The following is a 25,336-nucleotide window of genomic DNA, read 5'->3' on the forward strand; positions in this document are numbered from 1 at the left end:
ATGAACAGACGTGATTCACTAAAAGCATTAGGTTTAACAGCCATCAGCACAAGCGTATTGCTTGATGCATGTAAGCAGCCTGAAGCAAAAACCGAAGTTGCGACACCAGAAGAAAGCGCAAAAGAAGCAGGAAGGGAGCAATGGGAATTAGACCGTGATAAAAATCTGAAATCAGAAACTTTTTTCACCAAACATGAGATGGCTACAATTACAGTTTTGGCCGATATCATTATCCCTAAAGATGAAGTTTCGGGCAGTGCATCTGATGCAAAAGTGCCCGAGTTTATCGAATTTATTGTAAAAGATATTCCTGAGCATAAAATACCTATGCGTGGCGGCCTGAAGTGGCTGGATGTATACAGTTTTAATAAATTCCAAAAACCTTTTGTTGAGGCTTCGGCAGAACAACAAATTTCGATTGTAGATGAAATTGCCTATCCTAAAAAAGCCAGGCCAGAAATGCAGGCTGGTGTAACCTTTTTCAACAGGATGAGAAATTTAACAGCATCGGGTTTTTACACTACAGAAATGGGCGTAAAAGACATTGGTTATGTGGGTAACGCACCAAATCAATGGGCTGGCGTTCCTGCTGATGTATTGAAGCAGTATGGAATGGAAAATGTAAAGATTTAACTTAAGGGAGCGAGCATTCGCTCCTTTTTATTTTGTATGCAGATCTAAATGCAATAAATGTTTAAATTTCTTTTTTGAATTAACGGGCATCTTTAAACTACCGTGCCCAGAAATTATAATGCTATAATGGAAGATTAATTCTTGTTCTGAAGCTAACGCAATACTTCCAGTAGTAAAATTCGAAAGCATAGAACTCCCTTTAACATTAACTTGAAAACCTTCGTTTTTCTCATTCAACCAACCGTTTATGAAATGATGATCATTAACTACAGGTTGATCATCCAATCTTAAATAAAGCCCCTGCCACTCATTGCCTACCCAAAAAGCCGGTTTTATTTTTAAACGACTACTTGAATTCCATTTTACCGTATCTGGACGTACATTGCCCTTTTGACCTAAGCCACCAAAATAGTTTGAACTGCTAATATTAAATGGAATATGAAAATTGATATTTTGAAATTCGACTTCAGTACCTGAAACATACACTTTAAACCGAATAACTCCATTTGCATATGCCTTGCCAAAAACATCTTGTTTCAGGCCATCAGCTGTACTTCGCGCCCGCCACGTAACAGAGTCTTTTCCAACAGTTAAAAACCTGAATTCGGTTGGCATAAATTTGAACTGTTTTTTAGCGTTTATATAATAGTGAAAATGAATAGGCTCATAAAGCATTTCATTGAGTTTAACGGAACGATCAGAGAAATTGCCTACGCTTATTTGTTTTACAAAACCATCTGCATTGATCTCAATTTTATGTCCGCTGATTGATAAGGTTTGACCAGCTACTGTAAGTGAATTATAACTGTCCAGATCCTGGGCATAACTGGAAGATAAACAAGTAAAGAAAATAAGTAATAGGCTGGCAAATAGCTTCATAAGTGTTAGTAAAATTTTTCTTCAAGGTAACAAAAAAAGTCCTGCTCTTTCGAACAGGACTTTAGTATCCTTAAGTTGAATAAAATTATTCTCCTTTTGGTTCTTCAGTAGCAGGAGCTTCTTCAGCAGGAGCAACTTCTTCAGCAACTTCAGCTTTAGCTTCAGTAGCTTTAGGTGCAGCAGCAGCTTTACTTCTACCACGACGAGTTGTTTTCTTTTCTTCTTTAACTTCTACATCTTTACCGTAAACTGTATTGTAGTCTACCAATTCAATTAAAGCCATCTCAGCGTTATCACCTTGACGATTGTTTAATTTAATGATACGAGTATAACCACCTGGACGGTTAGCAACTTTCTCTGCCACTTCGCGGAACAAAATGGTGATTACTTCTTTATCCTGTAGGTAAGAGAAAACTGTACGACGTGAGTGAGTGGTGTCATTTTTCGCTTTAGTGATTAATGGCTCAACATAAGTACGTAAAGCTTTAGCTTTAGCTAAAGTTGTAGTAATTCTTTTTGCTTTAATAAGTGATGTAGCCATGTTAGCTAACATCGCTTTTCTGTGGCTGTCGGTTCTACCTAAGTGGTTTACTTTTTTACCGTGTCTCATTGTTTTTTGATTAAGTGTATACCGTCTCTATCTCAGAGGGAATTATACACTGTGAACTAATAGTTAATTCAACGCTTTGCGCTAAGCGCATGGCGCTATGCGTATTACTCTTCGTCTAATTTAAATTTAGACAGGTTCATACCAAATGATAAACCTTTTGATTTTACTAACTCCTGGATCTCTGTTAAAGATTTTTTACCGAAGTTTCTGAATTTTAACATATCAGCAACATCATAAGAAACTAAATCAGCCAAAGTACGGATATCAGCAGCTTTTAAGCAGTTTAATGCTCTAACTGAAAGATCCATATCTACCAATTCAGTTTTAAGGATTTTACGCATATGTAAAATTTCCTCGTCAACCTCTTTAGTTTCTTCTTTTGCTTGAGATTCTAGTACTAAATTCTCATCAGAGAATAACATAAAGTGTTGGATAAGGATCTTAGCCGCTTCTTTTAATGCTTCTTCCGGATGAATTGAACCATCAGTAGAGATATCTAAAACCAATTTTTCATAATCCGTTTTCTGCTCAACACGAAAGTTTTCGATCGTGTATTTTACATTTTTCATTGGAGTATAAATCGAATCGATTGCGATTACACCTACAACAGCGTCAGCAACTTTATTTTCTTCAGCAGGTACATAACCACGTCCTTTATTGATGGTTAATTCCACTTCCAAAGTAACAGATTTATCCATGTTGCAAATTACATGCTCAGGGTTTAAAACTGTAAAGTTGTTAGAGAATTTAGTGATATCACCAGCTTTAAACTGGTCTTGACCATTAACGATGATGAAAACTTTTTCAGAATCACCTGAATCGCCTGTTTTCTTAAAACGAACTTGTTTTAAGTTTAAGATGATATCAGTTAAATCTTCTACAACACCTTTCATGGTAGAAAATTCGTGAGAAACGCCTGAAAAACGAATAGTAGTAATAGCATAACCTTCTAACGAAGAAAGTAAAATTCTTCTTAAGGCATTACCAATTGTTACACCGAAACCGGGCTCTAAAGGACGAAATTCAAATGTGCCATCGAAATCAGTTGATTTCTGCATGATCACTTTGTCTGGTTTCTGAAATGCTAAAATTGCCATTTATAATTTTTTAAATTCGTTATTGAATATATAGTAACATGAAAAAAGTTAATTACCCTTTTGAGGTAATTAACTAGCTCATTTATTACTTTGAGTACAACTCGATGATTAAGTTTTCCTTGATGTTTTCAGGAATCTCATCACGTTGAGGGTAGGTTAAGAATTTACCGGTTAATTCACTGGCATTCCACTCTAACCATGCGAACTTGTTAATTGTTCTGCCTGCAACTGAGTTACTAATTGATTCTAAAGATTTAGATTTTTCACGAACAGCAACCACATCACCAGCTTTTAACTGATATGAAGGGATATTTACAACTTCACCATTCACGGTTACGTGTTTATGGCTAACTAACTGGCGTGCACCAGAACGGGTTGTTGAAATACCTAAACGGTAAACTGTATTATCTAAACGTGCTTCTAATAATTGAAGTAAGTTATCACCTGTGATACCAGCACGTGAAGATGCTTTTTTAAACAAGTTACTGAACTGTTTTTCCAATACACCATAAGTGTATTTTACTTTTTGTTTCTCCATTAACTGGATAGCATATTCAGATTGTTTTCCTCTTCTTTTTGATGAGCCATGTTGCCCAGGAGGATAATTTTTTCTGTCTAACACTTTATCAGGACCGAAGATTGGTTCTCTGAATTTACGTGCAATTTTTGATTTTGGGCCTGTATATCTTGCCATTTTTTTCTGTTTTTAAAGTATCATCCAACCTGTAGCTGGAGATTCTTAGCTTTAAAATTAATTAAACTCTTCTCTTTTTAGGAGGACGACAACCGTTGTGAGGAAGTGGAGTAATATCCTTAATAGATGTTACTTCGATACCTGCTACCTGTAAAGTTCTGATTGCAGATTCACGACCTGAACCTGGACCTTTTACAAATACTTCAACTTTACGTAAACCTAAATCAAACGCAACTTTACCGCAATCTGAAGCTGCTTGACCAGCTGCATAAGGCGTGTTCTTTTTAGAACCTTTGAAGCCCATTTTACCGGCAGAAGACCACGAAATAGTCTGTCCGTTGTTGTTTGTTAAGGTAACGATGATGTTGTTGAAAGTAGCATTGATATGTGCCTGACCAACAGGCTCAATTACAACGATACGTTTTTTTGTTACTTTTTTACTCTTAGCCATTTTTTTTTATTAGATGCTAGATATGTGAATTGAGATATGAGATTGCTCTACCTCGGTACTTTATATCTAATTATTATCTTTAATCCAGATTTGAGCAGCGTTAAAGATATGATCTCATATCTAAAATCTCACTTCTCATACCTATCTATTACTTAGTAGCTTTTTTCTTGTTAGCAACTGTTTTTCTCTTACCCTTACGAGTACGTGAGTTGTTTTTAGTACGCTGACCACGAGAAGGTAAACCTTTTCTGTGACGTAAACCACGGTAACAACCAATATCCATTAAACGTTTGATGTTTAACTGAACCTCCGAACGTAAAGCACCTTCTACTTTAATCTCATCGTTGATCATTGTACGGATTGCTGATAACTCATCATCAGACCAGTCTTGTACTTTTTTGTTTAAATCGATACCTGCCGTAGTTAAAATACGTTGAGCAGTTGTTCTACCAATACCATAGATATAGGTTAAACCGATCTCTCCTCTTTTGTTTCTTGGTAAATCAATACCTGAAATCCTTGCCATATTTGTTATTGTTTTGCAGTAATTCCGAACGGCGGGCCACCGTTGTACGGTAAATTACAATATTTTCTAATTACCCTTGACGTTGCTTGTATTTAGGATTTTTCTTGTTAATAACGTAAAGTTTTCCTTTACGGCGAATAATCTTGCAATCAGCGCTACGTTTTTTAATTGATGATCTAACTTTCATTTTATTTGTATCTATAAGTAATGCGTCCTTTTGTTAAATCATAAGGAGACATTTCCAATTTAACCTTATCTCCAGGAAGGATTTTGATGTAGTGCATCCGCATCTTTCCTGAAATATGGGCAATTATCTCATGACCGTTCTCGAGTTCTACCCGGAACATCGCATTCGATAATGCTTCCCTTATTACTCCGTCTTGTTCAATTGAGGCTTGTTTAGCCATATTTTATTGATTGTTACTTAATTAGCTGCTTCTAAACAGGGTTGCAAAATTAAACAAAAAATTTTAATTATTTATTTTTTTTGTTTTAAAATTTCTTCTATTATAGAAAACGTTGATAAAACGTCTGCTTTGCCCTTTTTAATGGCTACTGTGTGTTCAAAATGTGCCGATGGTTTATTGTCTTTACTGGTTACCGTCCATCCATCGTTATGGAATTTAACACCGGCTACGCCTGCATTGATCATGGGCTCTATTGCAATGACCATTCCTTCTTCCAGTTTTGGTCCTGCACCACGTTTCCCATAATTCGGAACTTCTGGTTTCTCGTGAAGTTTTACACCAACGCCATGTCCTACAAGCTCTTTTACTACACCGAATCCATTAGCTTCTGCATACTGCTGAACTGCATAGCCGACATCACCGGTACGCATCCCAACAACAGCTTTTTCAATACCCAATTCCAGGCAACGTTGAGTAACATCAAGCAACTTTTGTTTTTCTGCATCTATCTCTCCTATATGGAAAGTATATGCCGAATCGCCAAAATAATTGTTTTTAATTACCCCACAATCGACAGAAATGAGGTCGCCCTCCTGTATTACATATTCGCTTGGAAAACCATGAACAACTTGTTCATTCGGCGAAATACACAATGAGTAAGGGAAACCATTATAGTTTAAAAATGCAGGAATCGCTCCGTGATCACTAATAAATTCATAGGCTAATTTATCTAACTGAATGGTAGTCATGCCTGCTTTTATCACCTTAGCCACTTCGGCCAAAGTTTTAGAAACAAGCATGGAACTTTCTCTTATTAACTCGATCTCCTCAAGAGATTTGTAATAAATTTTAGACATCCTTACACTACAGCGCTGCGTTACTACTTGCAGCAGGAACTCCTGTTCTGCCAGTAACTCTACCTGTTTTCATCAAACCATCATAATGGCGCATCAGTAAATAACTTTCGATCTGCTGTAATGTATCCAATACAACACCAACTAAAATCAATAAAGAAGTACCACCAAAGAAGTGTGCAAACTCTTGTTTAATGCCAAACTTAACCGCAATAGAAGGCAGAATAGCAATGATCGCTAAAAATACAGCACCTGGAAAAGTGATTTTAGAAATTACATCATCAATAAAAGTTGATGTTGCAAAACCAGGTTTAATACCCGGAATAAAACCACCGTTTTTCTTCATATCATCACTCATTTGAGTTGGATTAACTGTAATAGCAGTATAGAAGAAAGTAAATGCGATAATTAAAAATGCGAACGTTAAGCTATAAGCCAACGAAGTGGTGTTGCTGAACTGGATTAACCAAGAACCTTGTAATGAAGGAACAAACTGCATTAAAGCACCCGGAATAAACATTAACGCCTGAGCAAAAATAATCGGCATAACACCAGCAGCATTAACCTTTAAAGGAATGTACTGACGAACACCACCAAACTGGCGGTTACCGACAATTTTCTTGGCGTATTGTACAGGCACTTTACGTACACCTTGAACAATTAAAATGGTAAACATTACGACCGCAAATAAAGCAACGATCTCTAAAACTAATGCAACCGGGCCTCCACCTTCACTAGCTGAACCCACACGTGCACTAAACTCTTGAGAAATTGCAACTGGTAAACGGGCAATAATACCAACCATGATGATTAGTGATGTACCGTTACCAATACCTTTATCTGTAATTTTTTCACCTAACCACATTACAAATAATGTACCTGCCGTTAATACAAACGTAGACAACACTAAGAATAAAGTATTTGGCAATAAAATAGCTTCTGCAGGAACTTGCGTTTTAACATAACCAACAGACTGAACGATTGTGATCGCTACCGTTAGATAGCGGGTAATCTGGTTCATTTTCTTTCTACCACTTTCGCCCTCTTTCTGCATTTTTTGGAAAGAAGGAACAGCAATACCCAATAGTTGCACCACGATAGATGCAGAGATATAAGGCATTACCCCCAATGCTAAAATAGACACACGAGAGAAAGAACCTCCGGCAAACATATCTAGTAAGCCTAAAATTCCTGATTTTTCGTTATTGCCTAAAGCAGTTGGATCCACACCTGGTAAAACCACGTGAGATACGAAACGGTATACCAAAAGAATTAAGAGCGTAAACAATATACGCTCTTTTAATTCCTGAATTTTCCAGATATTACTTAAAGTAGTAAATAGCTTCTTCATTTAATAATTACAATTTTACAATAGAACCACCTGCAGCTTCAATAGCTTTTTGTGCGGTTGCAGAGAACGCATGTGCTGTAATTTCTAGCTTTGCTTTAACTTCACCACGACCTAAAATTTTAACCAAGTCATTTTTAGAAGCTAAACCATGTGCTTGTAAAGCAGCAAAATCGATAGTTGTTAAGCTATGTTTTTCAGCTAATGCTTGTAAAACGTCTAAGTTTACACCAACGTATTCTGTACGGTTGATTGGTTTGAAACCAACTTTAGGCACACGACGTTGTAAAGGCATTTGACCACCTTCGAAACCGATTTTGGTTTTGTGACCTGAACGAGAACCCGCGCCTTTGTGACCACGAGTTGAAGTACCGCCACGACCAGAACCTGTACCACGACCAATTCTTTTACTGTTTTTTGTAGAACCTACTGCAGGTTTTAAATTACTTAAATTCATCTTTTTGAATTTGTGTTGCCCTTCGCTTTCACTAAACAGGTACAACGATTAAACATATATAAAGGTAGTACCGGCTTTTATACCCATACTACCTTTAAAACTTTTACTAGATTGCTTCGATTGCTACCAAATGGTTCACTTTACGAACCATACCGATAATCTGTGGAGTAGCTTCTACTTCTACGCTCTGGTTCATTTTAGATAAACCCAAAGCCTGAACGGTTCTTTTTTGGCGCTCGCTTCTGTCGATAACGCTTTTTACTTGTGTTATTTTGATCTTAGCCATAATATTATCCGTTAAATACTTTGTTTAAATCTATACCACGGGTTTGAGCTACCGTATAAGCATCACGCATTTTAGTTAATGCATCAACAGTTGCTTTTACCACGTTGTGTGGGTTAGATGATCCTTTAGATTTTGCCAATACGTTATGCACGCCAGCACTCTCTAATACAGCACGCATCGCACCACCAGCAATTACTCCTGTACCTACTGCAGCTGGTTTGATTAAAACAAAACCACCTGAGAATTTACCGATTTGCTCGTGAGGAACAGTACCGTTTAAAATTGGAACTTTTACCAAGTTCTTTTTAGCATCATCCACACCTTTAGCAATTGCTTCAGTTACCTCTTTCGCTTTACCTAAACCGAAACCAACAACACCGTTTTCATCACCTACAACAACAATTGCTGAGAAGCTGAAAGTACGGCCACCTTTGGTTACTTTGGCAACACGTTGTATACTAACCAAACGATCCTTTAATTCGATATCGGTGGTTTTTACTCTTTTTATATTAATAGTTGACATCTTACTTTTTCTTCAGATTAAAATACTAAACCAGCTTCGCGGGCACCCTCTGCCAACGATTTTACACGACCGTGGTATAAATAGCCATTTCTATCGAAAACAACTTCTTTAACACCTGCAGCAATTGCTTTTTCGGCTACTAATTTACCTACTGCAACAGACTGATCGCTCTTGTTTCCAGTACCAGTAAAATCTTTCGATAATGATGATGCTGATGCTATTGTTTTACCGGTTACATCGTTAATTACCTGAGCATAAATCCCTTTATTGCTTCTATATACAGATAACCTTGGACGTTCTTCCGAACCGGTAAGTCTTTTTCTGATCCCTTTTTTAATACGATCTCTTCTTGATAATTTTTTACCTGCCATGATTACTATTTTTTAGATGCTGATTTACCTGCTTTTCTTCTTAACACTTCACCTACAAACTTGATACCTTTACCTTTATATGGTTCTGGTGCACGTAACGAACGAATTTTCGCTGCTACCTGGCCAATCAATTGCTTGTCTGTGCTCTCTAAAATGATTTTAGGAGTCTGACCTTTTTCTGATTGCGTAGTTACAGTAATTTCCGCTGGCAATTGGAATACATAGTGGTGAGAATAACCTAAAACTAGATCTAATGTATTACCTGTGTTTGTAGCACGGTAACCAACACCTACTAATTCCTGAGTTAATTTATAACCTTCTGTAACACCAACAACCATGTTGTTAAGCAATGAGCGATATAAACCGTGTAATGCTTTGTGTTTCTTTTGATCTGATGGACGTTGAACTGTTAAAATTCCATCTTCTTGACTTACAGTGATATCTGAATCTACTGCTTGTGTTAATTCACCTTTTGGTCCTTTTACAGTTACTACGTTATCTTTTGATACGGTAATTGTAACACCTGCAGGGATTGTAATTGGGGCTTTTCCTATTCTTGACATTGTGCTGTTCTCCTAATATTAATAAACGTGACACAATACCTCACCACCAATGTTTAATTTGGCTGCTTCTTTATCGGTCATTACACCTTTTGAAGTAGATAAGATTGCGATACCTAAACCGTTTAATACTCTTGGCATATTTTCAACACCAGCATAGTTTCTCAAACCTGGTTTACTTACTCGCACTAATGTACGAATAGCAGGAACTTTAGTAATCGGATTGTATTTCAAAGCAATTTTAATGGTGCCTTGAACTGTAGTATCTTCAAACTTGTAGTTCGAGATGTAACCTTTATCGAAAAGAACTTTAGTAATTTCTTTTTTAAGGTTTGATGCAGGAATTTCTACAACACGGTGGTTGGCCTTAATGGCATTCCTTACTCTTGTTAAATAATCTGCTATTGGATCTGTATTCATTATTTATTGTTTTTGATAGTGGTTTCCTTCTGCTACCCAGCTGTGGGACCTGCTATCGGTTAAAATTCTTTTAAAAGCAAAAAGACTAAAGCACAAAGACTAAAGCGATATGTATCGCTTTAGACCTTGAGCTTTCAGCTTTAAGCTTATATTACCAAGATGCTTTTTTAACACCTGGTATTTTACCGTCTAGTGCCATCTGGCGAAACGTTACCCTTGAAATACCAAAGGTACGCATATATCCACGAGGACGACCAGTTAATTTACAACGGTTGTGTAAACGTACTGGAGATGAGTTTTTAGGTAATTTATCTAAACCCTCGAAATCTCCTGCAGCTTTTAATACTGCACGTTTTTCAGCGTATCTAGCTACCAATTTTTGGCGCTTAACTTCGCGTGCTTTTACACCTTCTTTTGCCATTATTCTGCTGTTTTTTGATTTTTAAATGGTAATCCGAATTGTTTCAATAACTCAAGAGCCTCAACGTCAGATTTTGCCGAAGTTACGAAAGTTATATCCATACCTAAAATTTTATTGATTTTATCTATATTAATCTCAGGAAAGATGATTTGTTCAGTAACACCTAACGTGTAGTTACCTTTTCCATCGAAACCTTTATCGTTAATACCTTTGAAATCACGGATACGAGGCAAAGCTACAGAGATCAAACGATCTAAGAACTCGTACATGTTGTTATCGCGTAAAGTAACACGTACACCTACTGGCATACCTTTACGTAATTTAAAGTTAGAGATATCTTTCTTTGAATTAGCCGGAACCGCTTGCTGACCAGTAATGGTAGTCAACTCAACGATAGTGGTATCCATAATTTTCTTATCTGTAACAGAAAAACGACCAACACCCTGATTGATACAGATTTTTTCCAATTTAGGAACCTGCATTACAGTTTTGTACTGAAATTTTTCTTTTAGTGCATTTACAACTTCTTCTTTGTATTTGCTTTTTAATCTTGGTGTAGCCATTATTTAATCTCCTCTCCTGAAATTTTAGCAACTCTAACTAATTTACCATCTGCGTTAAGTTTACGACCTACGCGGGTAGTTTTACCAGATTTTGGATCAACCAACATCAAGTTAGAAATGTGAAGAGCAGCTTCTTTTTTAATAATACCACCGTTTGGATTAGCAGCATTTGGTTTAGTATGCTTAGATACTAAGTTGATGCCTTCCACAATGGCTCTGTTTTTATCTGTAAGTACTGAAAGTACTTTTCCTTGTTGACCTTTTGAATCGCCAGCAATGACTTTAACTAAATCTCCTGTGCGGATTTTAAGTTTTGATGGTGTATTTACTTTATTTCCCATTTTATAATACCTCCGGTGCTAATGATACAATTTTCATGAATTGTTTTTCACGTAGTTCTCTCGCAACCGGGCCAAAGATACGTGTACCTCTTGGCTCATCCTGTGCGTTCAATAATACAGCAGCATTATCGTCAAAACGGATATAAGAACCATCTTTACGACGGATTTCTTTTTTAGTTCTTACAACAACTGCTTTAGAAACTGTACCTTTTTTAATGTTACCAGAAGGTAACGCGCTTTTTACGGTAACAACTACTTTATCACCAATTGAAGCATAACGTTTGCCGGTTCCACCTAGCACGCGAATTACCAATACTTCTTTTGCGCCGCTGTTATCAGCAACGTTTAATCTTGATTCCTGTTGTACCATCTTATTTAGCTCTTTCTAAAATTTGTACCAATCTCCAGTTCTTGTTTTTACTCAAAGGACGAGTTTCCATAATTAATACTGTATCACCGATACCGCATTCATTTTTCTCGTCGTGAGCCATAAATTTGGTAGTTTTCTTTACGAACTTACCATAAATCGGGTGTTTTACTTTACGCTCCACGCTCACTACAACAGATTTATCCATCTTGTTGCTTACCACTAACCCGGTTCTTGTTTTTCTTAATTGTCTTTCCATGTCGACTCTCAAATTATTTAGTTTCAGTAGCTGACTCAGTGTTTTTCACTTTAGTCAACTCAGTGTTTAAACGGGCTATGTCTTTCCTTACTTTTGCAATACGTGAAGGATTTTCGATAGCTGAAATAGTGTGAGCGAACTTCAATTTTGATAAGTTCTCTTTTTCTTCCGCAATCTTAGCTACTAATTCTTCTTTTGAAAGCCCTGTGATTTCTGAATTTTTCATTTTTCTTTTTCTTTTACGTTGAGTGTAGCGGTTATAATAAACAAGTATTTACAACATTCACCTCAACACTTTACTATGCTTCTACGTAATCTCTACGTACTACGAATTTGGTTTGGATCGGTAATTTCTGAGCAGCTAAACGCAATGCTTCTTTAGCAACTTCTAAAGGCACACCTTCAGCTTCGAAAATTACGCGTCCAGGTCTTACAACTGCTACCCAATACTCAGGAGCACCTTTACCTTTACCCATACGTACCTCAGCAGGTTTTTTAGTTACCGGTTTGTCCGGGAAGATCCTGATCCATACTTGGCCTTCACGTTTCATGAAACGAGTTACGGCAATACGGGCAGCCTCTATCTGACGACTTGTGATCCAAGTAGCTTCTAGAGATTTGATACCGAAAGATCCGAATGCTAACTCAGCTCCACGAGAAGCTAAACCCTTCATTCTGCCTTTTTGCATCTTCCTGAACTTCGTTCTTTTTGGCTGTAACATTTTATTTTGTTCTAATCGTTAAACGATGTTAATAAATCAATTATTTACGAGGACCTCTGTTAGCGCCTGCGCCACCACCTCTGTTTGCACCACCTTGGCCTGGACCACGACCACCGCCTTGGTTTCCACCACGTCTGTCGTTACCACCGCCACGGTTATCTCTTCCACCACCACGGTTATCTCTTCCACCGAAAGCTGGTTTATCTGATGCGCCTTTTGGACCGTTGTTTGTTGCACCAATGTTTGGAGACAAATCACGTTTTCCATAAACCTCACCTTTACAGATCCAAACTTTAACACCTATTTTACCATAAGTAGTTAAGGCTTCAGCTAAAGCGTAGTCGATATCAGCACGGAATGTATGCAAAGGCACTCTTCCTTCTTTGTACTGCTCAGTACGCGCCATCTCAGCACCACCTAAACGACCAGAAGTCATGATTTTAATACCTTCAGCACCCATACGCATGGTTGATGCGATAGAAGATTTCATTGCTCTACGGAATGAGATCCTTGCTTCTAATTGTTTTGCAACACCTTCTGCAACTAATTGTGCATCAAGTTCAGGGCGTTTAATTTCAAAGATGTTAATCTGAATTTCCTTTTTAGTCAATTTCTTTAACTCTTCTTTGATTTTATCAACCTCAGCACCTGCTTTACCGATTACAATACCCGGACGAGCTGTGTGGATGGTAACCGTGATACGTTTTAACGTACGCTCAATAACCACTTTTGCAACACCGCCTTTTGCGATACGGGCAGAAAGGTATTTTCTTATTTTCTCATCTTCAACTAATTTATCGGAGTAGTTGTTGCCACCGAACCAGTTAGAATCCCATCCTTTGATAATTCCTAATCTGGCACCTATTGGATTTGCTTTTTGTCCCATTTCCTAATTAGTTTTGAGTTGTTTCTGTATTTTTACTATCTACAATCAGCGTTACGTGGTTAGAACGTTTACGAATTCTATATCCACGGCCTTGAGGAGCTGGACGTAAGCGTTTTAACTGACGGCCACCATCAACCATTACTGTTTTTACAAAAAGTTGGTTTTCTTCAGGGCGGGCACCTTCATTTTTAGATTCCCAGTTTTTGATAGCAGATAATAATAATTTCTCAACTCTTATTGCTGCTTCTTTATTGGTAAACTTTAAAATGCTCAATGCTTTTTCTACACGTTCACCTCTGATAAGATCTACAACCAAACGCATCTTACGCGGTGAGGTTGGACAATTGTTTAATTTTGCTATTGCTTCCATTGTCTAATTATTTTTTCTTTTCAGCGTGTCCTCTGAATGTTCTGGTTGGAGCAAATTCTCCCAACTTGTGACCAACCATGTTTTCTGTAACATACACAGGGATAAACTTGTTACCGTTGTGTACTGCAAATGTATGATTAACGAAATCTGGTGATATCATTGATCTGCGTGACCAAGTTTTGATTACAGACTTTTTGCCTGAATCATTCATAGAGTTTACTTTTTTCTCTACGTTATGGTCAATATAAGGTCCTTTTTTTATCGAACGAGCCATTATTTCTTCCTTCTCTCTATGATGTAACGATTAGAATATTTTTTAAGTTCTCTGGTTTTGTAGCCTTTAGCTAAAACGCCATTTCTTGAACGTGGGTGACCACCTGATGATCTACCTTCACCACCACCCATTGGGTGATCTACTGGGTTCATCGCTACCGGTCTAGTTCTCGGACGACGGCCCAACCAACGCTTACGACCTGCTTTACCTAATACTTCGTTTGCGTGATCTGAGTTAGATACAGCACCGATAGTAGCCAGACAAGTAGTCAGGATTAAACGGGTTTCGCCTGAAGGCATTTTTAAAGTAGCATATTTACCATCGCGGGCAGCTAATTGTGCATAAGCACCTGCACTACGAGCCAATTGTGCTCCTTTTCCAGGGTGGATCTCCACGTTGTGGATGATAGAACCTAATGGAATGTTCGATAATTTTAAAGTGTTACCTACTTCTGGTGCTGCTTTGTCGCCCGATAATAATACCGAACCAACTTGCAATCCTTCAGGAGCGATGATATAACGCTTCTCGCCATCTGCATAATGTAATAATGCGATGCGGGCAGTACGGTTTGGATCGTATTCAACAGTAGCTACTGTTGCAGGAATATCGAATTTATCGCGTTTGAAGTCGATTAAACGATATGATTTTTTGTGACCACCGCCCATGTAGCGCATAGTCATTTTTCCTGTATTGTTACGTCCACCAGACTTTTTTGATGATACAACCAATGATTTTTCGGGCTTGGTTGCTGTAATCTCCGTAAAACTAGCACCAACTCTGAAGCGGGTACCTGGAGTAACTGGTTTAAATTTTCTTAAGCCCATAGTTATAATGAATTATTAAATTAAAGGGTTGCGTAATAATCTATTGTTTCGCCGTCTTTTAACGTTACGATTGCTTTTTTGTATTTCGGGCTACGGCCAGATACAAAACCTGCTTTAGTGTAACGAGATTTAGCTTTTCCATCAACAACCATTGTGTTAACTGCAACGATGGTTACACCGTACAATTTCTCAATAGCAGCTTTGATTTGGATTTTGTTAGCCTTGTGGTTAACACTGAACGTGAAACGGTTAGATTTCTCAGATAAAGCTGAAGCTTTTTCGGTTAATATTGGTTTTTTTAAAATTTCCATATTATTTGGCAAACGCCTCCTCCAAAGTTTTAACAGAATCAGCAGTTAACACAAGTACACCAGCGTTTAATACATCATAAGTATTTAAATCTGCTGCAGAGATTACTTTAGTTTTCTGAACGTTTCTGCTTGATAAATAGATATTATTATTTTGTGCAGGTAAAACCAACAAAGTTTTTTGATTATCTACTTTTAAAGCAGCCAATAAACTTGTATAGTTTTTAGTTTTAATTGTATCGAAGTTGAAATCTTCTAAAACCACCACGTTATTGTCTTTTGCTTTATAAGCTAAAGCCGATTTACGTGCTAATGATTTTAATTTCTTGTTCAATTTAAAACTGTAATCACGTGGCTGAGGACCGAAAACACGACCACCACCGTTAAATAACGGAGATTTAATGCTACCAGCACGGGCACCACCTGTACCTTTTTGTTTGTATAGTTTGCGGGTTGAACCAGCAATCTCATTACGTTGTTTAGATTTGTGAGTACCTTGACGTTGGTTAGCCAAATACTGTTTTACATCTAAATAAATCGCGTGGTCGTTAGGCTCGATACCAAATACCGATTCAGGAAGTTGCACCTTGGCACCTGTTTCTTTACCTGAAATGTTTAATACTTTAACTTCCATCTGATTATTTGTCTAAGATTACGTAAGAACCTTTAGCTCCTGGAATGGAACCACTAACTACTAATAAGTTTTGCTCAGCATAAACTTTCAAAACCTGTAAGTTCTGAACTTTTACCCTGTCTCCACCTGTTCTTCCAGCCATGCGCATTCCTTTGAATACACGTGATGGGAATGATGATGCTCCCAATGAACCTGGGGCACGTAAACGGTTATGCTGACCGTGAGTCTGCATACCAACACCGGCAAATCCGTGGCGTTTTACAACACCTTGAAAACCTTTACCTTTTGAGGTACCTACAACATCAACAAAATCGCCTTCTGCGAATGCGTCAACGGTTACCACGTCACCTAAATTAAGTGAAGTTGTAAACGAATCGAATTCTACCAGCTTGCGTTTCGGAGTTGTGTTTGCTTTCGCGAAATGGCCTTTTAACGGTTGAGTTGTGTTTTTCTCTTTTTTCTCATCATAACCCAGTTGGATTGATGAATACCCGTCTTTTTCTTCGGTCTTTACTTGTGTAACTACACAAGGCCCAGCCTCGATTACCGTACAAGGAATGTTTCTTCCTTCGGCATCAAAGATACTGGTCATTCCTACTTTTTTTCCAATAATTCCTGACATTTTATCTTTTCTTTTTAACACCCATCGAAGCAGTAGGGCTTCGTTCAAGGTGGTTGTACATCCCCCGAAAGGGACGGCAAAGATAGGCAAGAATTATTAATTTTCAAATAGTTAGCTAAATATTTTTTCAAATAAATTGCTGATATGATGGGATTTAACTTAAAAATGGATGCCAATGGGCTATTATAGCGTTTAAGGCAATAGTTATATATTTGACTGAAAGCGCTTTATCCTTAGTTTTCAATAAAAAAAAAGCATAAAATCTAACGTAAACTGCGGTCATGAATTGTTTTACAAAAATAGCCTATAGAGAGTTTTATGAAACCATAAACAATCATGTTATCCGAAAACAAACCACCATATATAATCGCTTTATCAATGTCGTTTTTAATCTTGTCCATTTCTCAGGCTGAACAATTACAACATTGCTATTTGAAAAATTAATGCGCTATCCCACCGTTAAGGCTAATGGTTATAATAGCTAAAATAATAAATCCTATCAGCACATATAGGTAATCACGTTCAATCAAAAAGCTAAAGATGGCAAAAACGATGCGCGCAATCGGTGTAAAAATAAGCATGAGTATGCCGAACTGTACAATAGCATCACCCTGAAAACTAGCTACTCCCTTAAATATGCCCAAAATGGAAGAAAACTTACTAAGTTCCGGTTTGAAAACTTTATAGTCGGTAATGGCTCCTTTATTATGGATGAGGAAAATGGCACCGCCGATTAAAACGATGGACATCGAAATGATTACGCCTGCACGTAAAAGCGTGCCGAGAATTACCTGGATATCCTTATCGTTCAGATTTTCTTTTTTTGCTGTATCCATTATAATCCACTTATTCCTTTATAAATCATCTGTAATGCCAAAAAAGCAACTACAACGGCAAATACAATTTTAAGTTTATCGGTTTTGGCCTTTACCAATACTTTCGAGCCTACTGTTGCTCCTGTTAAAACACCAATACACACGGGCATGGCAATGCCGGGATCAATCTGGCCACGGTGCAGATAAACCACTGCACTGGCTGCTGCCGTTACGCCCATCATAAAATTACTGGTTGTGGTTGATACCTTAAAGGGTAATCGCATAATATTATCCATTGCAATTACCTTTAGTGCCCCACTTCCAATGCCCAGTAAGCCTGATAAGGTTCCGGCAAAAAGCATCATTAAAAAACCTCCCGGAACATGTTTTACAGCATAGGAACGATCAACACCTTTATCGGGATAAGATCCGTTGAGTCTAAAAAACCTGGCCCATTTATCGGTATCTTCCAATGTAGTGTGATCTACCTTTTTCTTTAAAGTCATGATAGCCGAAAAGATTAAAATACAGCCAAACAGAATAGCAATATAGTTTGCATTCAGGTAAACGGCTACAATTGCGCCGCAAATGGCACCTATGGTTGTAGCGATTTCCAAAAACATCCCGATCCGGATATTGGTAATGCCCTCTTTTACATAAGCAGCAGCTGAACCTGAAGAGGTAGCAATAACCGAAACAATGGATGCGCCAATGGCATAATGAATATCGACACCCAGGGCCAAAGTAAGCAAGGGAATGATGATTACCCCCCCGCCTAAACCAGTTAGCGAACCTAATAATCCGGCTAAAAAAGCACCTAATAAAACGATAATGGTAAACAGCAATACCGACATGTGGGCAAATATAAGTCACTTGTTTTGGCGAAACGAAGGATTTAGGGAATAAAATAAAGTCTATATGGTATATGGATAAATAGAATTTTGAATGAGTGAATGATTGAGTAGGTGAGTTTTATAAGAGAGAATAATAGGCGTTTACTCATTCAGTAATTGATTCATTCAAAATTCAATAATTCTCTCATTCCATAATTACTTATAAAGCTTGCTTTCCTTATTCAAATCAACATCCCGAAAACTTTCAAGTAGTTCGAAAGCAATTTGCCTAACTGTTTCGGCTATTGGGGAAATCGTTGATTTGTTGCCATTGCCATCTTTAACTGTCCAGCCTGAAGTGTTTAGCAATAACGGACTGGAACTAGCCAGCGATTTAATTATTTTAGCTCTTGTAAAAGCAATACTATCAGAATCAATAATTACTTTTTTATTGTTCCACCAGTTTTCCTGCGATACGGTTGTTAAAGCAGAACGATCTAATTTGGCCAAATAACTCCAGTTTTTCCCGGCACGATGTGCTAATTTTAATAAGCCGATAAAATTGGTAAGGCTTTTGGAGTTGTAAATCTCAGAACTGCAATACATATCTAGGTTACTTAATTTAAGCTGACTTACCAATGCTTTTGCCTGATTGGAGTTATGGAAAATCACCATGATTCGCTCTGCAATCGGATAGATAACAGATTCGTTTCCGTTATCGTATTCACCACAAAGTATTTCTATCTCTTTTAGTTCTCGCTCCAGCTGCGAAAGCAGTTCAGGTTTATTTAAAGTGGCTTTCATCCCCAATGGTTACTTCCCCAACCTTTTAATCATCTCCGCACTTAAATCCCTGCCATCATTTAAACGATTGGCAAAAAATGATTTGGCTGCTTCGAAATGTTCTTTGTAGCCTTTTAAATCACCATAGCCAATAATCGATGCCCATTCGTGCACGGCGGTATGGAATTCTAAATCATCACCACGGATAGATTTATCATATAAAGCGGTATGAATCGATTCTTCGAGCATTTCTTCATTCTTGAAAAGATATTCGGCAATACCTAATCTCAATTTAAAAGGAGGCGTTTGGCAGATCAGGTTATCGTAAGGATTTACGCCCATTTTATACCAGGCATATACCATACTTAATAAACTAAGATGTGAATTGGGTTTTTGCTTATGGCTGGCATCCGATAGACTGAATTCTTTCATGATCTTATCATCCAACAGTAAAAGCGAACGGCTTTCATGAAAAACGAAATCGCGGGCTGCATAGATTTTCTCTCTAAATCCAGCTTCATTTTCACAGATCATCAACTTAAAGAGTTCAGATTCTGCCTGAGCATAATATTTTACCTGTTTTTGTGCATAAGGATTTAAAATAGCCAAACCGGCATAAATGTGCGATTTATAGCTAAAAATTCTCAGGGTAGTCAGAATCTTTACGTTATCAATGCCACCTGCATAAGCAGGATTATCCCAGGGGAAGAAACCCGCATTCTTCCAGGCAGAGCCCATGCTCTCAAAACCCATGTGCGTAACCGCTTGCGTATCGGCTACAATACGATCATGCTCCCTGTAATCGTCCATTTCGATGATGTTCGATTTTAAAGATTTATAGATCTCAAGCGCCTGCGCATAAACCTCATCGGTAGCACGGTGACGCACCACCACAAGCGTTTGTCCCTCCGGACTAAAAGCCGGACCATGCAAAGAGTGGCAGGTTACAATCTGGGTATCTTCTGGAAGGTGTTTTTCAAAAGCAGCAATTTCCGGGTGTTTAACAGAAGTTTGTCCGGCAACAATGGCACCATATTTTGTTGAGCGGGCAAAAGTAGCCACCACTTCATCAATTTTTTCGGCTTCAACACAGTAAATGATAAAATCAGATTTACGTGCCACCTCATGGCCATCAATTAAAATTTCGATTCCTTTTGGTTCAAGCTCATTTTTTAAATCTGTAAAACGAAAAGGCATATCTGCCCCACACACCTTGTAACCAGCATTTACAAACGATAAAGCGTACAATTTGCCCATATCGCCCATACCAATAATTCCTATTTGCATGAAACAAATGTAACCTATCGCAAATAATTTTATAATAAAACTTAGATAAAATTGTTATTTAGAATGTTAAACCCATATAATTTTATCGATTTGCCAAAATCTTAAACAATTTTATTAACCGCAAAATAGATAAACATGTAGTTTTACAAGCTAATACCTATATTTAAACTATGCAGAAAATTAAACACACCCTATTGTTTTTAGGCGCTATGCTATTTTTAAACGTTGCGTTTGCGCAAACCGCTCCTGACACTACCAAAAATACCGACCCATCGCTAAATGGTCAGTATCAGTTCATGTTAAAAAAGTCTAAAAGTTTGTATGGCGCAAAGTTGATTAATCCAAACCGCTTATCCTCCTTATGGAAAAGTGTTAACGATACGCTAAAAAAGGAACGCAAGCAATTGCAGGAAGCCAGGCAGGAAATTAAAGCACAGGCTGGTAATATTTCGAGTTTAAAAGGTGAAGTTACGGGAAAAGAAAGTTCACTAGCCAACGCTACGGCCTCAGTCAACGAAATTAAGTTTTTAGGAATTTCATTTAATAAAGGCACTTATAATACCATTGTTTGGAGTATTATTATTGTGCTGGGCATCGGTTTGGCTTTTGTTATTTTTCAATCTGGAAAGTTAAGGCATGAGGCCAAATATAGAACTGAACTTTACCAGGAAGTGGCCGATGAATTTCAGGCACATAAGGTAAAGGCAAAAGATAAAGAAATGAAACTTGCGCGCGAATTGCAGGATGAGCGTAATAAATGGGATGAAGGCAGGGGAAGATAAAGTCTATCCACAAATCAATTCGGATTTTTTTGCTTCCGGAACCATACCAAGAAGATCTAATTTAGTGTCAGATGGTAACATCTGACACCGCTAATAGGATGTATTTTAAATGTTTTGATGGCGTTTAGACAGGTTCAAGGTGACAAATAAATGTAAAATACAATTTATAACAAAGCCTTTATTTTTTTAGAAAAGCAGGGCTCGTGTTCATTCGGTCTACCAGACCTTCAATTTGCTATAGTTCCGATGAAACCTGTGAAACAAGCAAGCACACCATACAAACAAAAACAATACTTAAATCGGGAGCTGACGCTACTGTCGTATTTATTACACGCACAGAAGTACCATTTGGGGCACTAAAACCCGATCCCAATCCCTTTAATTTGAAAAAGAACTTCCCTCTCGCAAAAAACTACTGCAACTGCCTTCTAAAAAATAACGATTTGAAAAAAGATGATTTATCAAGTTAAAACGACTACGTTTCTGAAGGGAATGATATCCCCTTAATATTCCGGTATAAATCTACAGCATATAGGTCTGTCATTCCAGAAACAAAGTCTAACACACTTTGTATAATAGAATAAATATCGGTCAAATCGGTATGATATTGCTTAGGAATAAGTTTGACCAGTTTTTTATAATAGTGCGTATTGTTATGAATAAGTGCAGGCACAAACTCTTCTAATAAACCGGCCATAATTTTATAACCTGCCACTTCTTTCTGTATTACCGAAGAGAAATTGTAGATACGCTCTACTGAGATTTTTTCTACAGCTTTCCATGCTGAGATATAAGGTTCGGGTAGTAAATCGGTTAAGCTATAGTTAAGATCACCCTTTAATAGCTTTTCCTGTTCCCTAAAAAATATGGCTGCACATTGGTTTGTTAAGGTATTAATAGCTTTAGCACGAAGCAAACCAATTTTGGCATCATCGTCTTCGTAATCGTTTTTTAAACGCTCTTCTATTGTTGTTGAATTGGCAAAAGGTAATAGGAAACCTTTTACTTCTTCATAAGAAAGTATCTTAAGGCGGTGTGCATCCTCCAAATCGATGATGCTATAACATATATCATCTGCAGCTTCTACCAGGTAAACCAATGGGTGGCGTTTATAGATCAGGTACTCACTATCTTCCTGTGCCAGGTGAAGTTCGGTAGCAATCTTTTTAAAACTCTCTTCTTCTGACTGGAAGAAACCGTACTTTTTACGATGTAGCATACCTTTCTGTTTGCCGGCAATTGAGGCACATGGATATTTGGCTATAGAGGCCAAAGTAGAATAGGTGAGCGCATAAGCATCATTCCCCTTTCCCTTTAGTGGATGGGTAAGGATGCGGATGGCATTCGCATTTCCTTCGAAATTGATTAAATCGTGCCATTGCGATTCACTCATTTCTTTCTGATAAACCTTACCATCACCATCGGTGAAATAGCGCGAGATGGCCGCTTCTCCGGAATGTCCAAATGCCGGGTTACCCAAATCATGCGCTAGTGCAGCGGCAGCCACAATATTGCCTACTTCATTAATTAATGGAACATCTTTAATGAGTTGCGGTTGGTGCTCTTCTATACCTTTTAAAAATATATTTGCCATGGAACGGGCTACACTGGCCACTTCTAAACTATGTGTTAAACGGTTGTGTACAAAAACGCTTCCAGGCAAGGGAAAAACCTGTGTTTTATTCTGCAGTCTTCTAAATGGAGATGAAAAAATCAACCGGTCGTAATCACGTTGAAAATCTGAGCGTGCCCGATCTGTGCTGGCACCATATTGCTCTTGTCCGTATCTCTTATTAGAAAGTAAATATTTCCATTCCATTTATTCCGTTGGCATTTAAAATTTGGCGCAAGTTAAACAAAACGCGAAAATGGTTAAGCATAAAACTTCATGTAAAGTTATATTACAGTTATTGAAAGATTATTTATATTCGGCAAAAAATTAAACAAACAAATAATGAAAAAAATCTTATTAACGCTATCTATTTTATGCTGCTTTACGGTTTTGACCAAAGCGCAATTTGAAGGCTCGAAGCAAATTTTTGAAAGTCCGAAATTGAAGGAAACGATCAAAACACACAAAATTGTAGCCATTTTACCTTTCGAAGTAAAAATCTCTTACAGGAAACAACCAAAAAATTTTAATGCAGAGGCGAACAAAAGTCAGGAAGAATCAATGGCCAGGTCTATCCAGTCCAGTATGTACACTTTTCTGTTAAGAAAAGCTTCAGACTACACCGTAACTTTTCAGGATGTTGACAAAACAAATATCCTGTTAAAAAAAGCTGGTGTTTTAAGTAAATTAGACGAAACAACTAAAGATGAATTGGCCAAAATACTTGGTGTTGATGCGGTGATCGGTGGCCGTTTCGAAACAGAGCAAACGAAATCAGAAGCCGGTGCCATTGCCTCAGCAGTTTTATTTGGAGGTTTCGGAGGAAAATCCGGAACAGGTACCATGTTCTTAACTATAAATAATGGATCAGATGGCGAATTATTGTGGCGTTTCTTTAAAACAATGGACGATAACATATTAAGCTCTACTGATGATATGGTAGAACGGATGATGCGAAAAATATCAAGGAATTTTCCTTATAGAAATTAAAGCGAAGGCAGATAGCAATATCTGCCTTTTTTATGATCAGCTATTATAGATTTATCCTTGTTCAAACCATTTAGCCCCTGCCCTGTTTATTTATAAAGCGATAATAACATGAAAACAAGCATATATAATAAAAACGATCATACAGAAGGTTATGTAGGATCAGGAGATGAACAATCAGAAAAATCTGATGTACAAAAAGCTTTTGAAGATGGTAATGATACTAATGTGGTAAGCAGTTATGGCAAAGAGCCTGGCGAATTGATTAAAGGCAATCCTTTAGCTAAAGACGGGTTAGATAACTCCGGCACACAAGGCAAAGATTCACTTAGTGATGATGCCTATAACAGCGCTGACAGAAAGCCAACAGTAAAGAGCGCAGAAAGCCATACCGGAAGTTCATCTGAAGACTTTAAAACGAAAACCGGTATTAAAGAAACTGATGAAAACCGCGCTTTAGATACAGGAATTTAAAGAGATCATTCGTCTTAAGCAATATACATAACTTCAATAAAAAAGTTTCTGAACATCTAGAAAGGAATATGAAGCTTGAAAACAAATACTGGAATATGATTAATGAGTGCTTTATAATATTAGTAATAAAGCATTAGAAAAATTGATATAAATCAATCTATTAAAACTATATTCCTTGTGAATTGATTTTAAGTTTTGGAAATTTGTATTGCTGTAGGATTCGCGACAAAATTAAACTTATCATTAACTAACTACTTAAGGGCATTCGCTACTTAATTAAAGCATTGCAGTTGTCGAATTCTAAATTACTTCCATCTACCGGAAAATGCATAAATATTATAAAGGGATTATTCTACGAGGATAATCTCTTTATAATTAAATCATAAATCTTTCCCACGCAAACCTTTCTCATCATTCTTGTTTCTGTTTCCAATATCTTCTCCCTGGCTTAAATTTGAATTGGTTAAATTTTCATTTACGCTCCGAATAGGATCATTTTCTGTATTCACTGAATGTGGTGTTTCTGGCTCATCTTTACGCTTAAAATCAGCTCTTTTATGCCCATAGGTAGCCTCTCCATTATCCCATTCTATATGATCCTCATTACTGTTAATGTCCTCATTAGGATCAATATTTTTGTTTTCATTACTTTCCATAGCGATTTATTTTTGTAGACATCCTCTTATAATAACAATAGATATCCTAGAAAGGTTTAATTTGAAAGTATTTGTTGTACTATAAAGCCTTTTACTTTATTTTATCGGTGTCAATCATTTGTGTTAGCTCACGCCTTTACTTTGATCTATCTCTGTACCACTATCCAAATCATCTTTAGATGAACCATTTTCATCCCGGTGCTTTGGTGGATTTTCCATCCTGCTTTCTTCTAGTTCAGAAAAATCACCACCTTTTTGATTGGCTACCTCTCCGTGTGAAGAAGGTTTATCTTTCTGTTCGTCCTTAGGATCAGCGAAATCCTGTCCTTCAACAGGCAATCCTTCTTGTTCTTTATCTTTACTTGTCATACCAGTACAACCAGTCAGCTGAAGTTTTGTT

The 25,336-nt window shown here is 37.4% G+C and carries 41 protein-coding genes; 4 read left to right on the forward strand and 37 right to left on the reverse strand.

Annotated features, from left to right (window positions below; translation table 11 throughout):
- The gene (locus OQX63_RS15295) at positions 1-633 is read left to right on the forward strand and encodes a gluconate 2-dehydrogenase subunit 3 family protein (protein WP_265851721.1); all 633 of its coding nucleotides are present in this window, start codon (positions 1-3) and stop codon (positions 631-633) included.
- Between the two features lie 27 nt (positions 634-660).
- Here the strand turns inward: OQX63_RS15295 and OQX63_RS15300 are convergent, their stop codons facing one another.
- The 34 genes from OQX63_RS15300 to OQX63_RS15465 all read right to left on the reverse strand — a co-directional run bounded on the left by OQX63_RS15300 (position 661) and on the right by OQX63_RS15465 (position 20,425).
- Positions 661-1,512, reverse strand: coding sequence for a glycoside hydrolase domain-containing protein (locus OQX63_RS15300; RefSeq protein WP_265851722.1), 852 nt, complete (start codon positions 1,510-1,512; stop codon positions 661-663).
- 85 nt (positions 1,513-1,597) lie between these two features.
- Positions 1,598-2,122, reverse strand: coding sequence for a 50S ribosomal protein L17 (gene rplQ, locus OQX63_RS15305; protein ID WP_205058757.1), 525 nt, complete (start codon positions 2,120-2,122; stop codon positions 1,598-1,600).
- A gap of 104 nt (positions 2,123-2,226) precedes the next feature.
- Positions 2,227-3,219: a DNA-directed RNA polymerase subunit alpha gene (locus OQX63_RS15310; RefSeq protein WP_025145205.1), complete on the reverse strand. Its 993-nt coding sequence runs from the start codon at positions 3,217-3,219 to the stop codon at positions 2,227-2,229.
- Between the two features lie 85 nt (positions 3,220-3,304).
- Entirely contained in the window at positions 3,305-3,913 is a 609-nt protein-coding gene (rpsD, locus tag OQX63_RS15315; RefSeq protein ID WP_029282720.1) for a 30S ribosomal protein S4, read from the reverse strand.
- 61 nt (positions 3,914-3,974) lie between these two features.
- Positions 3,975-4,364 carry a 30S ribosomal protein S11 gene (rpsK, locus tag OQX63_RS15320; protein ID WP_010599885.1) on the reverse strand — a complete coding sequence of 130 codons (390 nt, stop codon included), beginning with the start codon at positions 4,362-4,364 and terminating at the stop codon, positions 3,975-3,977.
- A 148-nt stretch (positions 4,365-4,512) separates the two neighbouring features.
- Complete coding sequence (gene rpsM, locus OQX63_RS15325) at positions 4,513-4,890, reverse strand: 30S ribosomal protein S13 (protein ID WP_010599886.1); 378 nt, start codon at positions 4,888-4,890, stop codon at positions 4,513-4,515.
- Positions 4,891-4,960: 70 nt separating this feature from the next.
- The gene (gene rpmJ / locus OQX63_RS23385; protein WP_010599887.1) at positions 4,961-5,077 is read right to left on the reverse strand and encodes a 50S ribosomal protein L36; all 117 of its coding nucleotides are present in this window, start codon (positions 5,075-5,077) and stop codon (positions 4,961-4,963) included.
- Position 5,078: 1 nt separating this feature from the next.
- Positions 5,079-5,297: a translation initiation factor IF-1 gene (gene infA, locus OQX63_RS15335; protein WP_010599888.1), complete on the reverse strand. Its 219-nt coding sequence runs from the start codon at positions 5,295-5,297 to the stop codon at positions 5,079-5,081.
- A 71-nt stretch (positions 5,298-5,368) separates the two neighbouring features.
- A complete protein-coding gene (gene map, locus OQX63_RS15340) occupies positions 5,369-6,154 on the reverse strand; it encodes a type I methionyl aminopeptidase (RefSeq protein ID WP_265851723.1) in 786 nt (261 codons plus the stop codon).
- Between the two features lie 7 nt (positions 6,155-6,161).
- Positions 6,162-7,502 carry a preprotein translocase subunit SecY gene (gene secY / locus OQX63_RS15345; RefSeq protein ID WP_090501111.1) on the reverse strand — a complete coding sequence of 447 codons (1,341 nt, stop codon included), beginning with the start codon at positions 7,500-7,502 and terminating at the stop codon, positions 6,162-6,164.
- A gap of 7 nt (positions 7,503-7,509) precedes the next feature.
- On the reverse strand, positions 7,510-7,956 hold the full coding sequence (rplO, locus tag OQX63_RS15350; protein ID WP_025145210.1) for a 50S ribosomal protein L15: 447 nt from the start codon (positions 7,954-7,956) through the stop codon (positions 7,510-7,512).
- A 106-nt stretch (positions 7,957-8,062) separates the two neighbouring features.
- The gene (gene rpmD / locus OQX63_RS15355; RefSeq protein WP_010599892.1) at positions 8,063-8,242 is read right to left on the reverse strand and encodes a 50S ribosomal protein L30; all 180 of its coding nucleotides are present in this window, start codon (positions 8,240-8,242) and stop codon (positions 8,063-8,065) included.
- Positions 8,243-8,246: 4 nt separating this feature from the next.
- The gene (rpsE, locus tag OQX63_RS15360) at positions 8,247-8,765 is read right to left on the reverse strand and encodes a 30S ribosomal protein S5 (protein ID WP_010599893.1); all 519 of its coding nucleotides are present in this window, start codon (positions 8,763-8,765) and stop codon (positions 8,247-8,249) included.
- Between the two features lie 17 nt (positions 8,766-8,782).
- Complete coding sequence (rplR, locus tag OQX63_RS15365) at positions 8,783-9,136, reverse strand: 50S ribosomal protein L18 (protein WP_029278655.1); 354 nt, start codon at positions 9,134-9,136, stop codon at positions 8,783-8,785.
- Positions 9,137-9,141: 5 nt separating this feature from the next.
- Positions 9,142-9,699 (reverse strand): 50S ribosomal protein L6, encoded by a 558-nt coding sequence (gene rplF, locus OQX63_RS15370; protein WP_090501107.1) that lies wholly within the window; start codon positions 9,697-9,699, stop codon positions 9,142-9,144.
- Positions 9,700-9,717: 18 nt separating this feature from the next.
- The gene (gene rpsH / locus OQX63_RS15375) at positions 9,718-10,119 is read right to left on the reverse strand and encodes a 30S ribosomal protein S8 (protein ID WP_265851741.1); all 402 of its coding nucleotides are present in this window, start codon (positions 10,117-10,119) and stop codon (positions 9,718-9,720) included.
- A gap of 148 nt (positions 10,120-10,267) precedes the next feature.
- Positions 10,268-10,537 (reverse strand): 30S ribosomal protein S14, encoded by a 270-nt coding sequence (gene rpsN / locus OQX63_RS15380; protein ID WP_025145214.1) that lies wholly within the window; start codon positions 10,535-10,537, stop codon positions 10,268-10,270.
- Positions 10,537-11,103, reverse strand: coding sequence for a 50S ribosomal protein L5 (rplE, locus tag OQX63_RS15385; RefSeq protein ID WP_086547740.1), 567 nt, complete (start codon positions 11,101-11,103; stop codon positions 10,537-10,539). The genes rpsN and rplE overlap by 1 nt, the downstream gene beginning before the upstream one ends.
- Positions 11,100-11,441: a 50S ribosomal protein L24 gene (gene rplX / locus OQX63_RS15390; RefSeq protein ID WP_090501105.1), complete on the reverse strand. Its 342-nt coding sequence runs from the start codon at positions 11,439-11,441 to the stop codon at positions 11,100-11,102. Before rplX ends, rplE begins: the two co-directional genes overlap by 4 nt.
- A 1-nt stretch (position 11,442) precedes the next feature.
- A complete protein-coding gene (gene rplN / locus OQX63_RS15395; RefSeq protein ID WP_010599900.1) occupies positions 11,443-11,811 on the reverse strand; it encodes a 50S ribosomal protein L14 in 369 nt (122 codons plus the stop codon).
- Position 11,812: 1 nt separating this feature from the next.
- Positions 11,813-12,067: a 30S ribosomal protein S17 gene (gene rpsQ, locus OQX63_RS15400; RefSeq protein WP_010599901.1), complete on the reverse strand. Its 255-nt coding sequence runs from the start codon at positions 12,065-12,067 to the stop codon at positions 11,813-11,815.
- Between the two features lie 13 nt (positions 12,068-12,080).
- Positions 12,081-12,293, reverse strand: coding sequence for a 50S ribosomal protein L29 (rpmC, locus tag OQX63_RS15405; RefSeq protein WP_025145217.1), 213 nt, complete (start codon positions 12,291-12,293; stop codon positions 12,081-12,083).
- Between the two features lie 73 nt (positions 12,294-12,366).
- A complete protein-coding gene (gene rplP, locus OQX63_RS15410) occupies positions 12,367-12,789 on the reverse strand; it encodes a 50S ribosomal protein L16 (protein ID WP_010599903.1) in 423 nt (140 codons plus the stop codon).
- Positions 12,790-12,829: 40 nt separating this feature from the next.
- Entirely contained in the window at positions 12,830-13,675 is an 846-nt protein-coding gene (gene rpsC / locus OQX63_RS15415) for a 30S ribosomal protein S3 (RefSeq protein WP_090501104.1), read from the reverse strand.
- A gap of 7 nt (positions 13,676-13,682) precedes the next feature.
- Positions 13,683-14,045, reverse strand: coding sequence for a 50S ribosomal protein L22 (gene rplV / locus OQX63_RS15420; RefSeq protein ID WP_090501102.1), 363 nt, complete (start codon positions 14,043-14,045; stop codon positions 13,683-13,685).
- Between the two features lie 7 nt (positions 14,046-14,052).
- Positions 14,053-14,319: a 30S ribosomal protein S19 gene (gene rpsS / locus OQX63_RS23390; protein WP_010599906.1), complete on the reverse strand. Its 267-nt coding sequence runs from the start codon at positions 14,317-14,319 to the stop codon at positions 14,053-14,055.
- Positions 14,319-15,143: a 50S ribosomal protein L2 gene (gene rplB, locus OQX63_RS15430; protein WP_090501100.1), complete on the reverse strand. Its 825-nt coding sequence runs from the start codon at positions 15,141-15,143 to the stop codon at positions 14,319-14,321. Before rplB ends, rpsS begins: the two co-directional genes overlap by 1 nt.
- A 20-nt stretch (positions 15,144-15,163) precedes the next feature.
- On the reverse strand, positions 15,164-15,454 hold the full coding sequence (gene rplW, locus OQX63_RS15435; RefSeq protein ID WP_090501098.1) for a 50S ribosomal protein L23: 291 nt from the start codon (positions 15,452-15,454) through the stop codon (positions 15,164-15,166).
- 1 nt (position 15,455) lies between these two features.
- Complete coding sequence (gene rplD / locus OQX63_RS15440) at positions 15,456-16,085, reverse strand: 50S ribosomal protein L4 (protein WP_265851724.1); 630 nt, start codon at positions 16,083-16,085, stop codon at positions 15,456-15,458.
- A 4-nt stretch (positions 16,086-16,089) separates the two neighbouring features.
- A complete protein-coding gene (rplC, locus tag OQX63_RS15445; protein WP_056849254.1) occupies positions 16,090-16,707 on the reverse strand; it encodes a 50S ribosomal protein L3 in 618 nt (205 codons plus the stop codon).
- 440 nt (positions 16,708-17,147) lie between these two features.
- Entirely contained in the window at positions 17,148-17,543 is a 396-nt protein-coding gene (locus tag OQX63_RS15450) for a DUF1634 domain-containing protein (protein ID WP_265851725.1), read from the reverse strand.
- Positions 17,543-18,376 (reverse strand): sulfite exporter TauE/SafE family protein, encoded by an 834-nt coding sequence (locus OQX63_RS15455; protein ID WP_265851726.1) that lies wholly within the window; start codon positions 18,374-18,376, stop codon positions 17,543-17,545. Before OQX63_RS15455 ends, OQX63_RS15450 begins: the two co-directional genes overlap by 1 nt.
- A 195-nt stretch (positions 18,377-18,571) precedes the next feature.
- The gene (locus OQX63_RS15460; RefSeq protein ID WP_265851727.1) at positions 18,572-19,159 is read right to left on the reverse strand and encodes a hypothetical protein; all 588 of its coding nucleotides are present in this window, start codon (positions 19,157-19,159) and stop codon (positions 18,572-18,574) included.
- A 9-nt stretch (positions 19,160-19,168) separates the two neighbouring features.
- The gene (locus tag OQX63_RS15465) at positions 19,169-20,425 is read right to left on the reverse strand and encodes a prephenate dehydrogenase (protein ID WP_265851728.1); all 1,257 of its coding nucleotides are present in this window, start codon (positions 20,423-20,425) and stop codon (positions 19,169-19,171) included.
- Positions 20,426-20,595: 170 nt separating this feature from the next.
- Here OQX63_RS15465 and OQX63_RS15470 point away from each other — a divergent pair, with 170 nt between their 5' ends.
- Positions 20,596-21,207: a hypothetical protein gene (locus OQX63_RS15470; RefSeq protein ID WP_265851729.1), complete on the forward strand. Its 612-nt coding sequence runs from the start codon at positions 20,596-20,598 to the stop codon at positions 21,205-21,207.
- A 475-nt stretch (positions 21,208-21,682) separates the two neighbouring features.
- Here OQX63_RS15470 and OQX63_RS15475 read toward each other — a convergent pair whose 3' ends face one another.
- Positions 21,683-23,026 (reverse strand): deoxyguanosinetriphosphate triphosphohydrolase, encoded by a 1,344-nt coding sequence (locus OQX63_RS15475; protein WP_265851730.1) that lies wholly within the window; start codon positions 23,024-23,026, stop codon positions 21,683-21,685.
- A gap of 135 nt (positions 23,027-23,161) precedes the next feature.
- On the opposite strand from OQX63_RS15475, the gene OQX63_RS15480 reads away from it, so the two are divergent.
- The gene (locus OQX63_RS15480) at positions 23,162-23,809 is read left to right on the forward strand and encodes a hypothetical protein (protein ID WP_265851731.1); all 648 of its coding nucleotides are present in this window, start codon (positions 23,162-23,164) and stop codon (positions 23,807-23,809) included.
- A gap of 108 nt (positions 23,810-23,917) precedes the next feature.
- On the forward strand, positions 23,918-24,280 hold the full coding sequence (locus OQX63_RS15485) for a hypothetical protein (protein ID WP_265851732.1): 363 nt from the start codon (positions 23,918-23,920) through the stop codon (positions 24,278-24,280).
- 380 nt (positions 24,281-24,660) lie between these two features.
- Here OQX63_RS15485 and OQX63_RS15490 read toward each other — a convergent pair whose 3' ends face one another.
- Positions 24,661-24,936 carry a hypothetical protein gene (locus OQX63_RS15490; protein WP_265851733.1) on the reverse strand — a complete coding sequence of 92 codons (276 nt, stop codon included), beginning with the start codon at positions 24,934-24,936 and terminating at the stop codon, positions 24,661-24,663.
- A gap of 123 nt (positions 24,937-25,059) precedes the next feature.
- Positions 25,060-25,305: a hypothetical protein gene (locus OQX63_RS15495; RefSeq protein WP_265851734.1), complete on the reverse strand. Its 246-nt coding sequence runs from the start codon at positions 25,303-25,305 to the stop codon at positions 25,060-25,062.
- Between the last annotated feature and the right edge of the window lie 31 nt (positions 25,306-25,336).

The sequence above is a fragment of the Pedobacter sp. PF22-3 genome (genome assembly GCF_026239555.1).
Lineage (GTDB): Bacteria > Bacteroidota > Bacteroidia > Sphingobacteriales > Sphingobacteriaceae > Pedobacter.

Coding starts and splice junctions, on each gene's coding strand:
- OQX63_RS15295 (WP_265851721.1), top strand. CDS start 1: ATGAACAGACGTGATTCACTAAAAGCATTAGGTTTAACAGCCATCAGC.
- OQX63_RS15300 (WP_265851722.1), bottom strand. CDS start 1,512: ATGAAGCTATTTGCCAGCCTATTACTTATTTTCTTTACTTGTTTATCT.
- rplQ (WP_205058757.1), bottom strand. CDS start 2,122: ATGAGACACGGTAAAAAAGTAAACCACTTAGGTAGAACCGACAGCCAC.
- OQX63_RS15310 (WP_025145205.1), bottom strand. CDS start 3,219: ATGGCAATTTTAGCATTTCAGAAACCAGACAAAGTGATCATGCAGAAA.
- rpsD (WP_029282720.1), bottom strand. CDS start 3,913: ATGGCAAGATATACAGGCCCAAAATCAAAAATTGCACGTAAATTCAGA.
- rpsK (WP_010599885.1), bottom strand. CDS start 4,364: ATGGCTAAGAGTAAAAAAGTAACAAAAAAACGTATCGTTGTAATTGAG.
- rpsM (WP_010599886.1), bottom strand. CDS start 4,890: ATGGCAAGGATTTCAGGTATTGATTTACCAAGAAACAAAAGAGGAGAG.
- rpmJ (WP_010599887.1), bottom strand. CDS start 5,077: ATGAAAGTTAGATCATCAATTAAAAAACGTAGCGCTGATTGCAAGATT.
- infA (WP_010599888.1), bottom strand. CDS start 5,297: ATGGCTAAACAAGCCTCAATTGAACAAGACGGAGTAATAAGGGAAGCA.
- map (WP_265851723.1), bottom strand. CDS start 6,154: ATGTCTAAAATTTATTACAAATCTCTTGAGGAGATCGAGTTAATAAGA.
- secY (WP_090501111.1), bottom strand. CDS start 7,502: ATGAAGAAGCTATTTACTACTTTAAGTAATATCTGGAAAATTCAGGAA.
- rplO (WP_025145210.1), bottom strand. CDS start 7,956: ATGAATTTAAGTAATTTAAAACCTGCAGTAGGTTCTACAAAAAACAGT.
- rpmD (WP_010599892.1), bottom strand. CDS start 8,242: ATGGCTAAGATCAAAATAACACAAGTAAAAAGCGTTATCGACAGAAGC.
- rpsE (WP_010599893.1), bottom strand. CDS start 8,765: ATGTCAACTATTAATATAAAAAGAGTAAAAACCACCGATATCGAATTA.
- rplR (WP_029278655.1), bottom strand. CDS start 9,136: ATGGCAGGTAAAAAATTATCAAGAAGAGATCGTATTAAAAAAGGGATC.
- rplF (WP_090501107.1), bottom strand. CDS start 9,699: ATGTCAAGAATAGGAAAAGCCCCAATTACAATCCCTGCAGGTGTTACA.
- rpsN (WP_025145214.1), bottom strand. CDS start 10,537: ATGGCAAAAGAAGGTGTAAAAGCACGCGAAGTTAAGCGCCAAAAATTG.
- rplX (WP_090501105.1), bottom strand. CDS start 11,441: ATGGGAAATAAAGTAAATACACCATCAAAACTTAAAATCCGCACAGGA.
- rplN (WP_010599900.1), bottom strand. CDS start 11,811: ATGGTACAACAGGAATCAAGATTAAACGTTGCTGATAACAGCGGCGCA.
- rpsQ (WP_010599901.1), bottom strand. CDS start 12,067: ATGGAAAGACAATTAAGAAAAACAAGAACCGGGTTAGTGGTAAGCAAC.
- rpmC (WP_025145217.1), bottom strand. CDS start 12,293: ATGAAAAATTCAGAAATCACAGGGCTTTCAAAAGAAGAATTAGTAGCT.
- rplP (WP_010599903.1), bottom strand. CDS start 12,789: ATGTTACAGCCAAAAAGAACGAAGTTCAGGAAGATGCAAAAAGGCAGA.
- rpsC (WP_090501104.1), bottom strand. CDS start 13,675: ATGGGACAAAAAGCAAATCCAATAGGTGCCAGATTAGGAATTATCAAA.
- rplV (WP_090501102.1), bottom strand. CDS start 14,045: ATGGAAGCAATAGCAAAATTAAACAATTGTCCAACCTCACCGCGTAAG.
- rpsS (WP_010599906.1), bottom strand. CDS start 14,319: ATGGCTCGTTCGATAAAAAAAGGACCTTATATTGACCATAACGTAGAG.
- rplB (WP_090501100.1), bottom strand. CDS start 15,143: ATGGGCTTAAGAAAATTTAAACCAGTTACTCCAGGTACCCGCTTCAGA.
- rplW (WP_090501098.1), bottom strand. CDS start 15,454: ATGGAAATTTTAAAAAAACCAATATTAACCGAAAAAGCTTCAGCTTTA.
- rplD (WP_265851724.1), bottom strand. CDS start 16,085: ATGGAAGTTAAAGTATTAAACATTTCAGGTAAAGAAACAGGTGCCAAG.
- rplC (WP_056849254.1), bottom strand. CDS start 16,707: ATGTCAGGAATTATTGGAAAAAAAGTAGGAATGACCAGTATCTTTGAT.
- OQX63_RS15450 (WP_265851725.1), bottom strand. CDS start 17,543: ATGGATACAGCAAAAAAAGAAAATCTGAACGATAAGGATATCCAGGTA.
- OQX63_RS15455 (WP_265851726.1), bottom strand. CDS start 18,376: ATGTCGGTATTGCTGTTTACCATTATCGTTTTATTAGGTGCTTTTTTA.
- OQX63_RS15460 (WP_265851727.1), bottom strand. CDS start 19,159: ATGAAAGCCACTTTAAATAAACCTGAACTGCTTTCGCAGCTGGAGCGA.
- OQX63_RS15465 (WP_265851728.1), bottom strand. CDS start 20,425: ATGCAAATAGGAATTATTGGTATGGGCGATATGGGCAAATTGTACGCT.
- OQX63_RS15470 (WP_265851729.1), top strand. CDS start 20,596: ATGCAGAAAATTAAACACACCCTATTGTTTTTAGGCGCTATGCTATTT.
- OQX63_RS15475 (WP_265851730.1), bottom strand. CDS start 23,026: ATGGAATGGAAATATTTACTTTCTAATAAGAGATACGGACAAGAGCAA.
- OQX63_RS15480 (WP_265851731.1), top strand. CDS start 23,162: ATGAAAAAAATCTTATTAACGCTATCTATTTTATGCTGCTTTACGGTT.
- OQX63_RS15485 (WP_265851732.1), top strand. CDS start 23,918: ATGAAAACAAGCATATATAATAAAAACGATCATACAGAAGGTTATGTA.
- OQX63_RS15490 (WP_265851733.1), bottom strand. CDS start 24,936: ATGGAAAGTAATGAAAACAAAAATATTGATCCTAATGAGGACATTAAC.
- OQX63_RS15495 (WP_265851734.1), bottom strand. CDS start 25,305: ATGACAAGTAAAGATAAAGAACAAGAAGGATTGCCTGTTGAAGGACAG.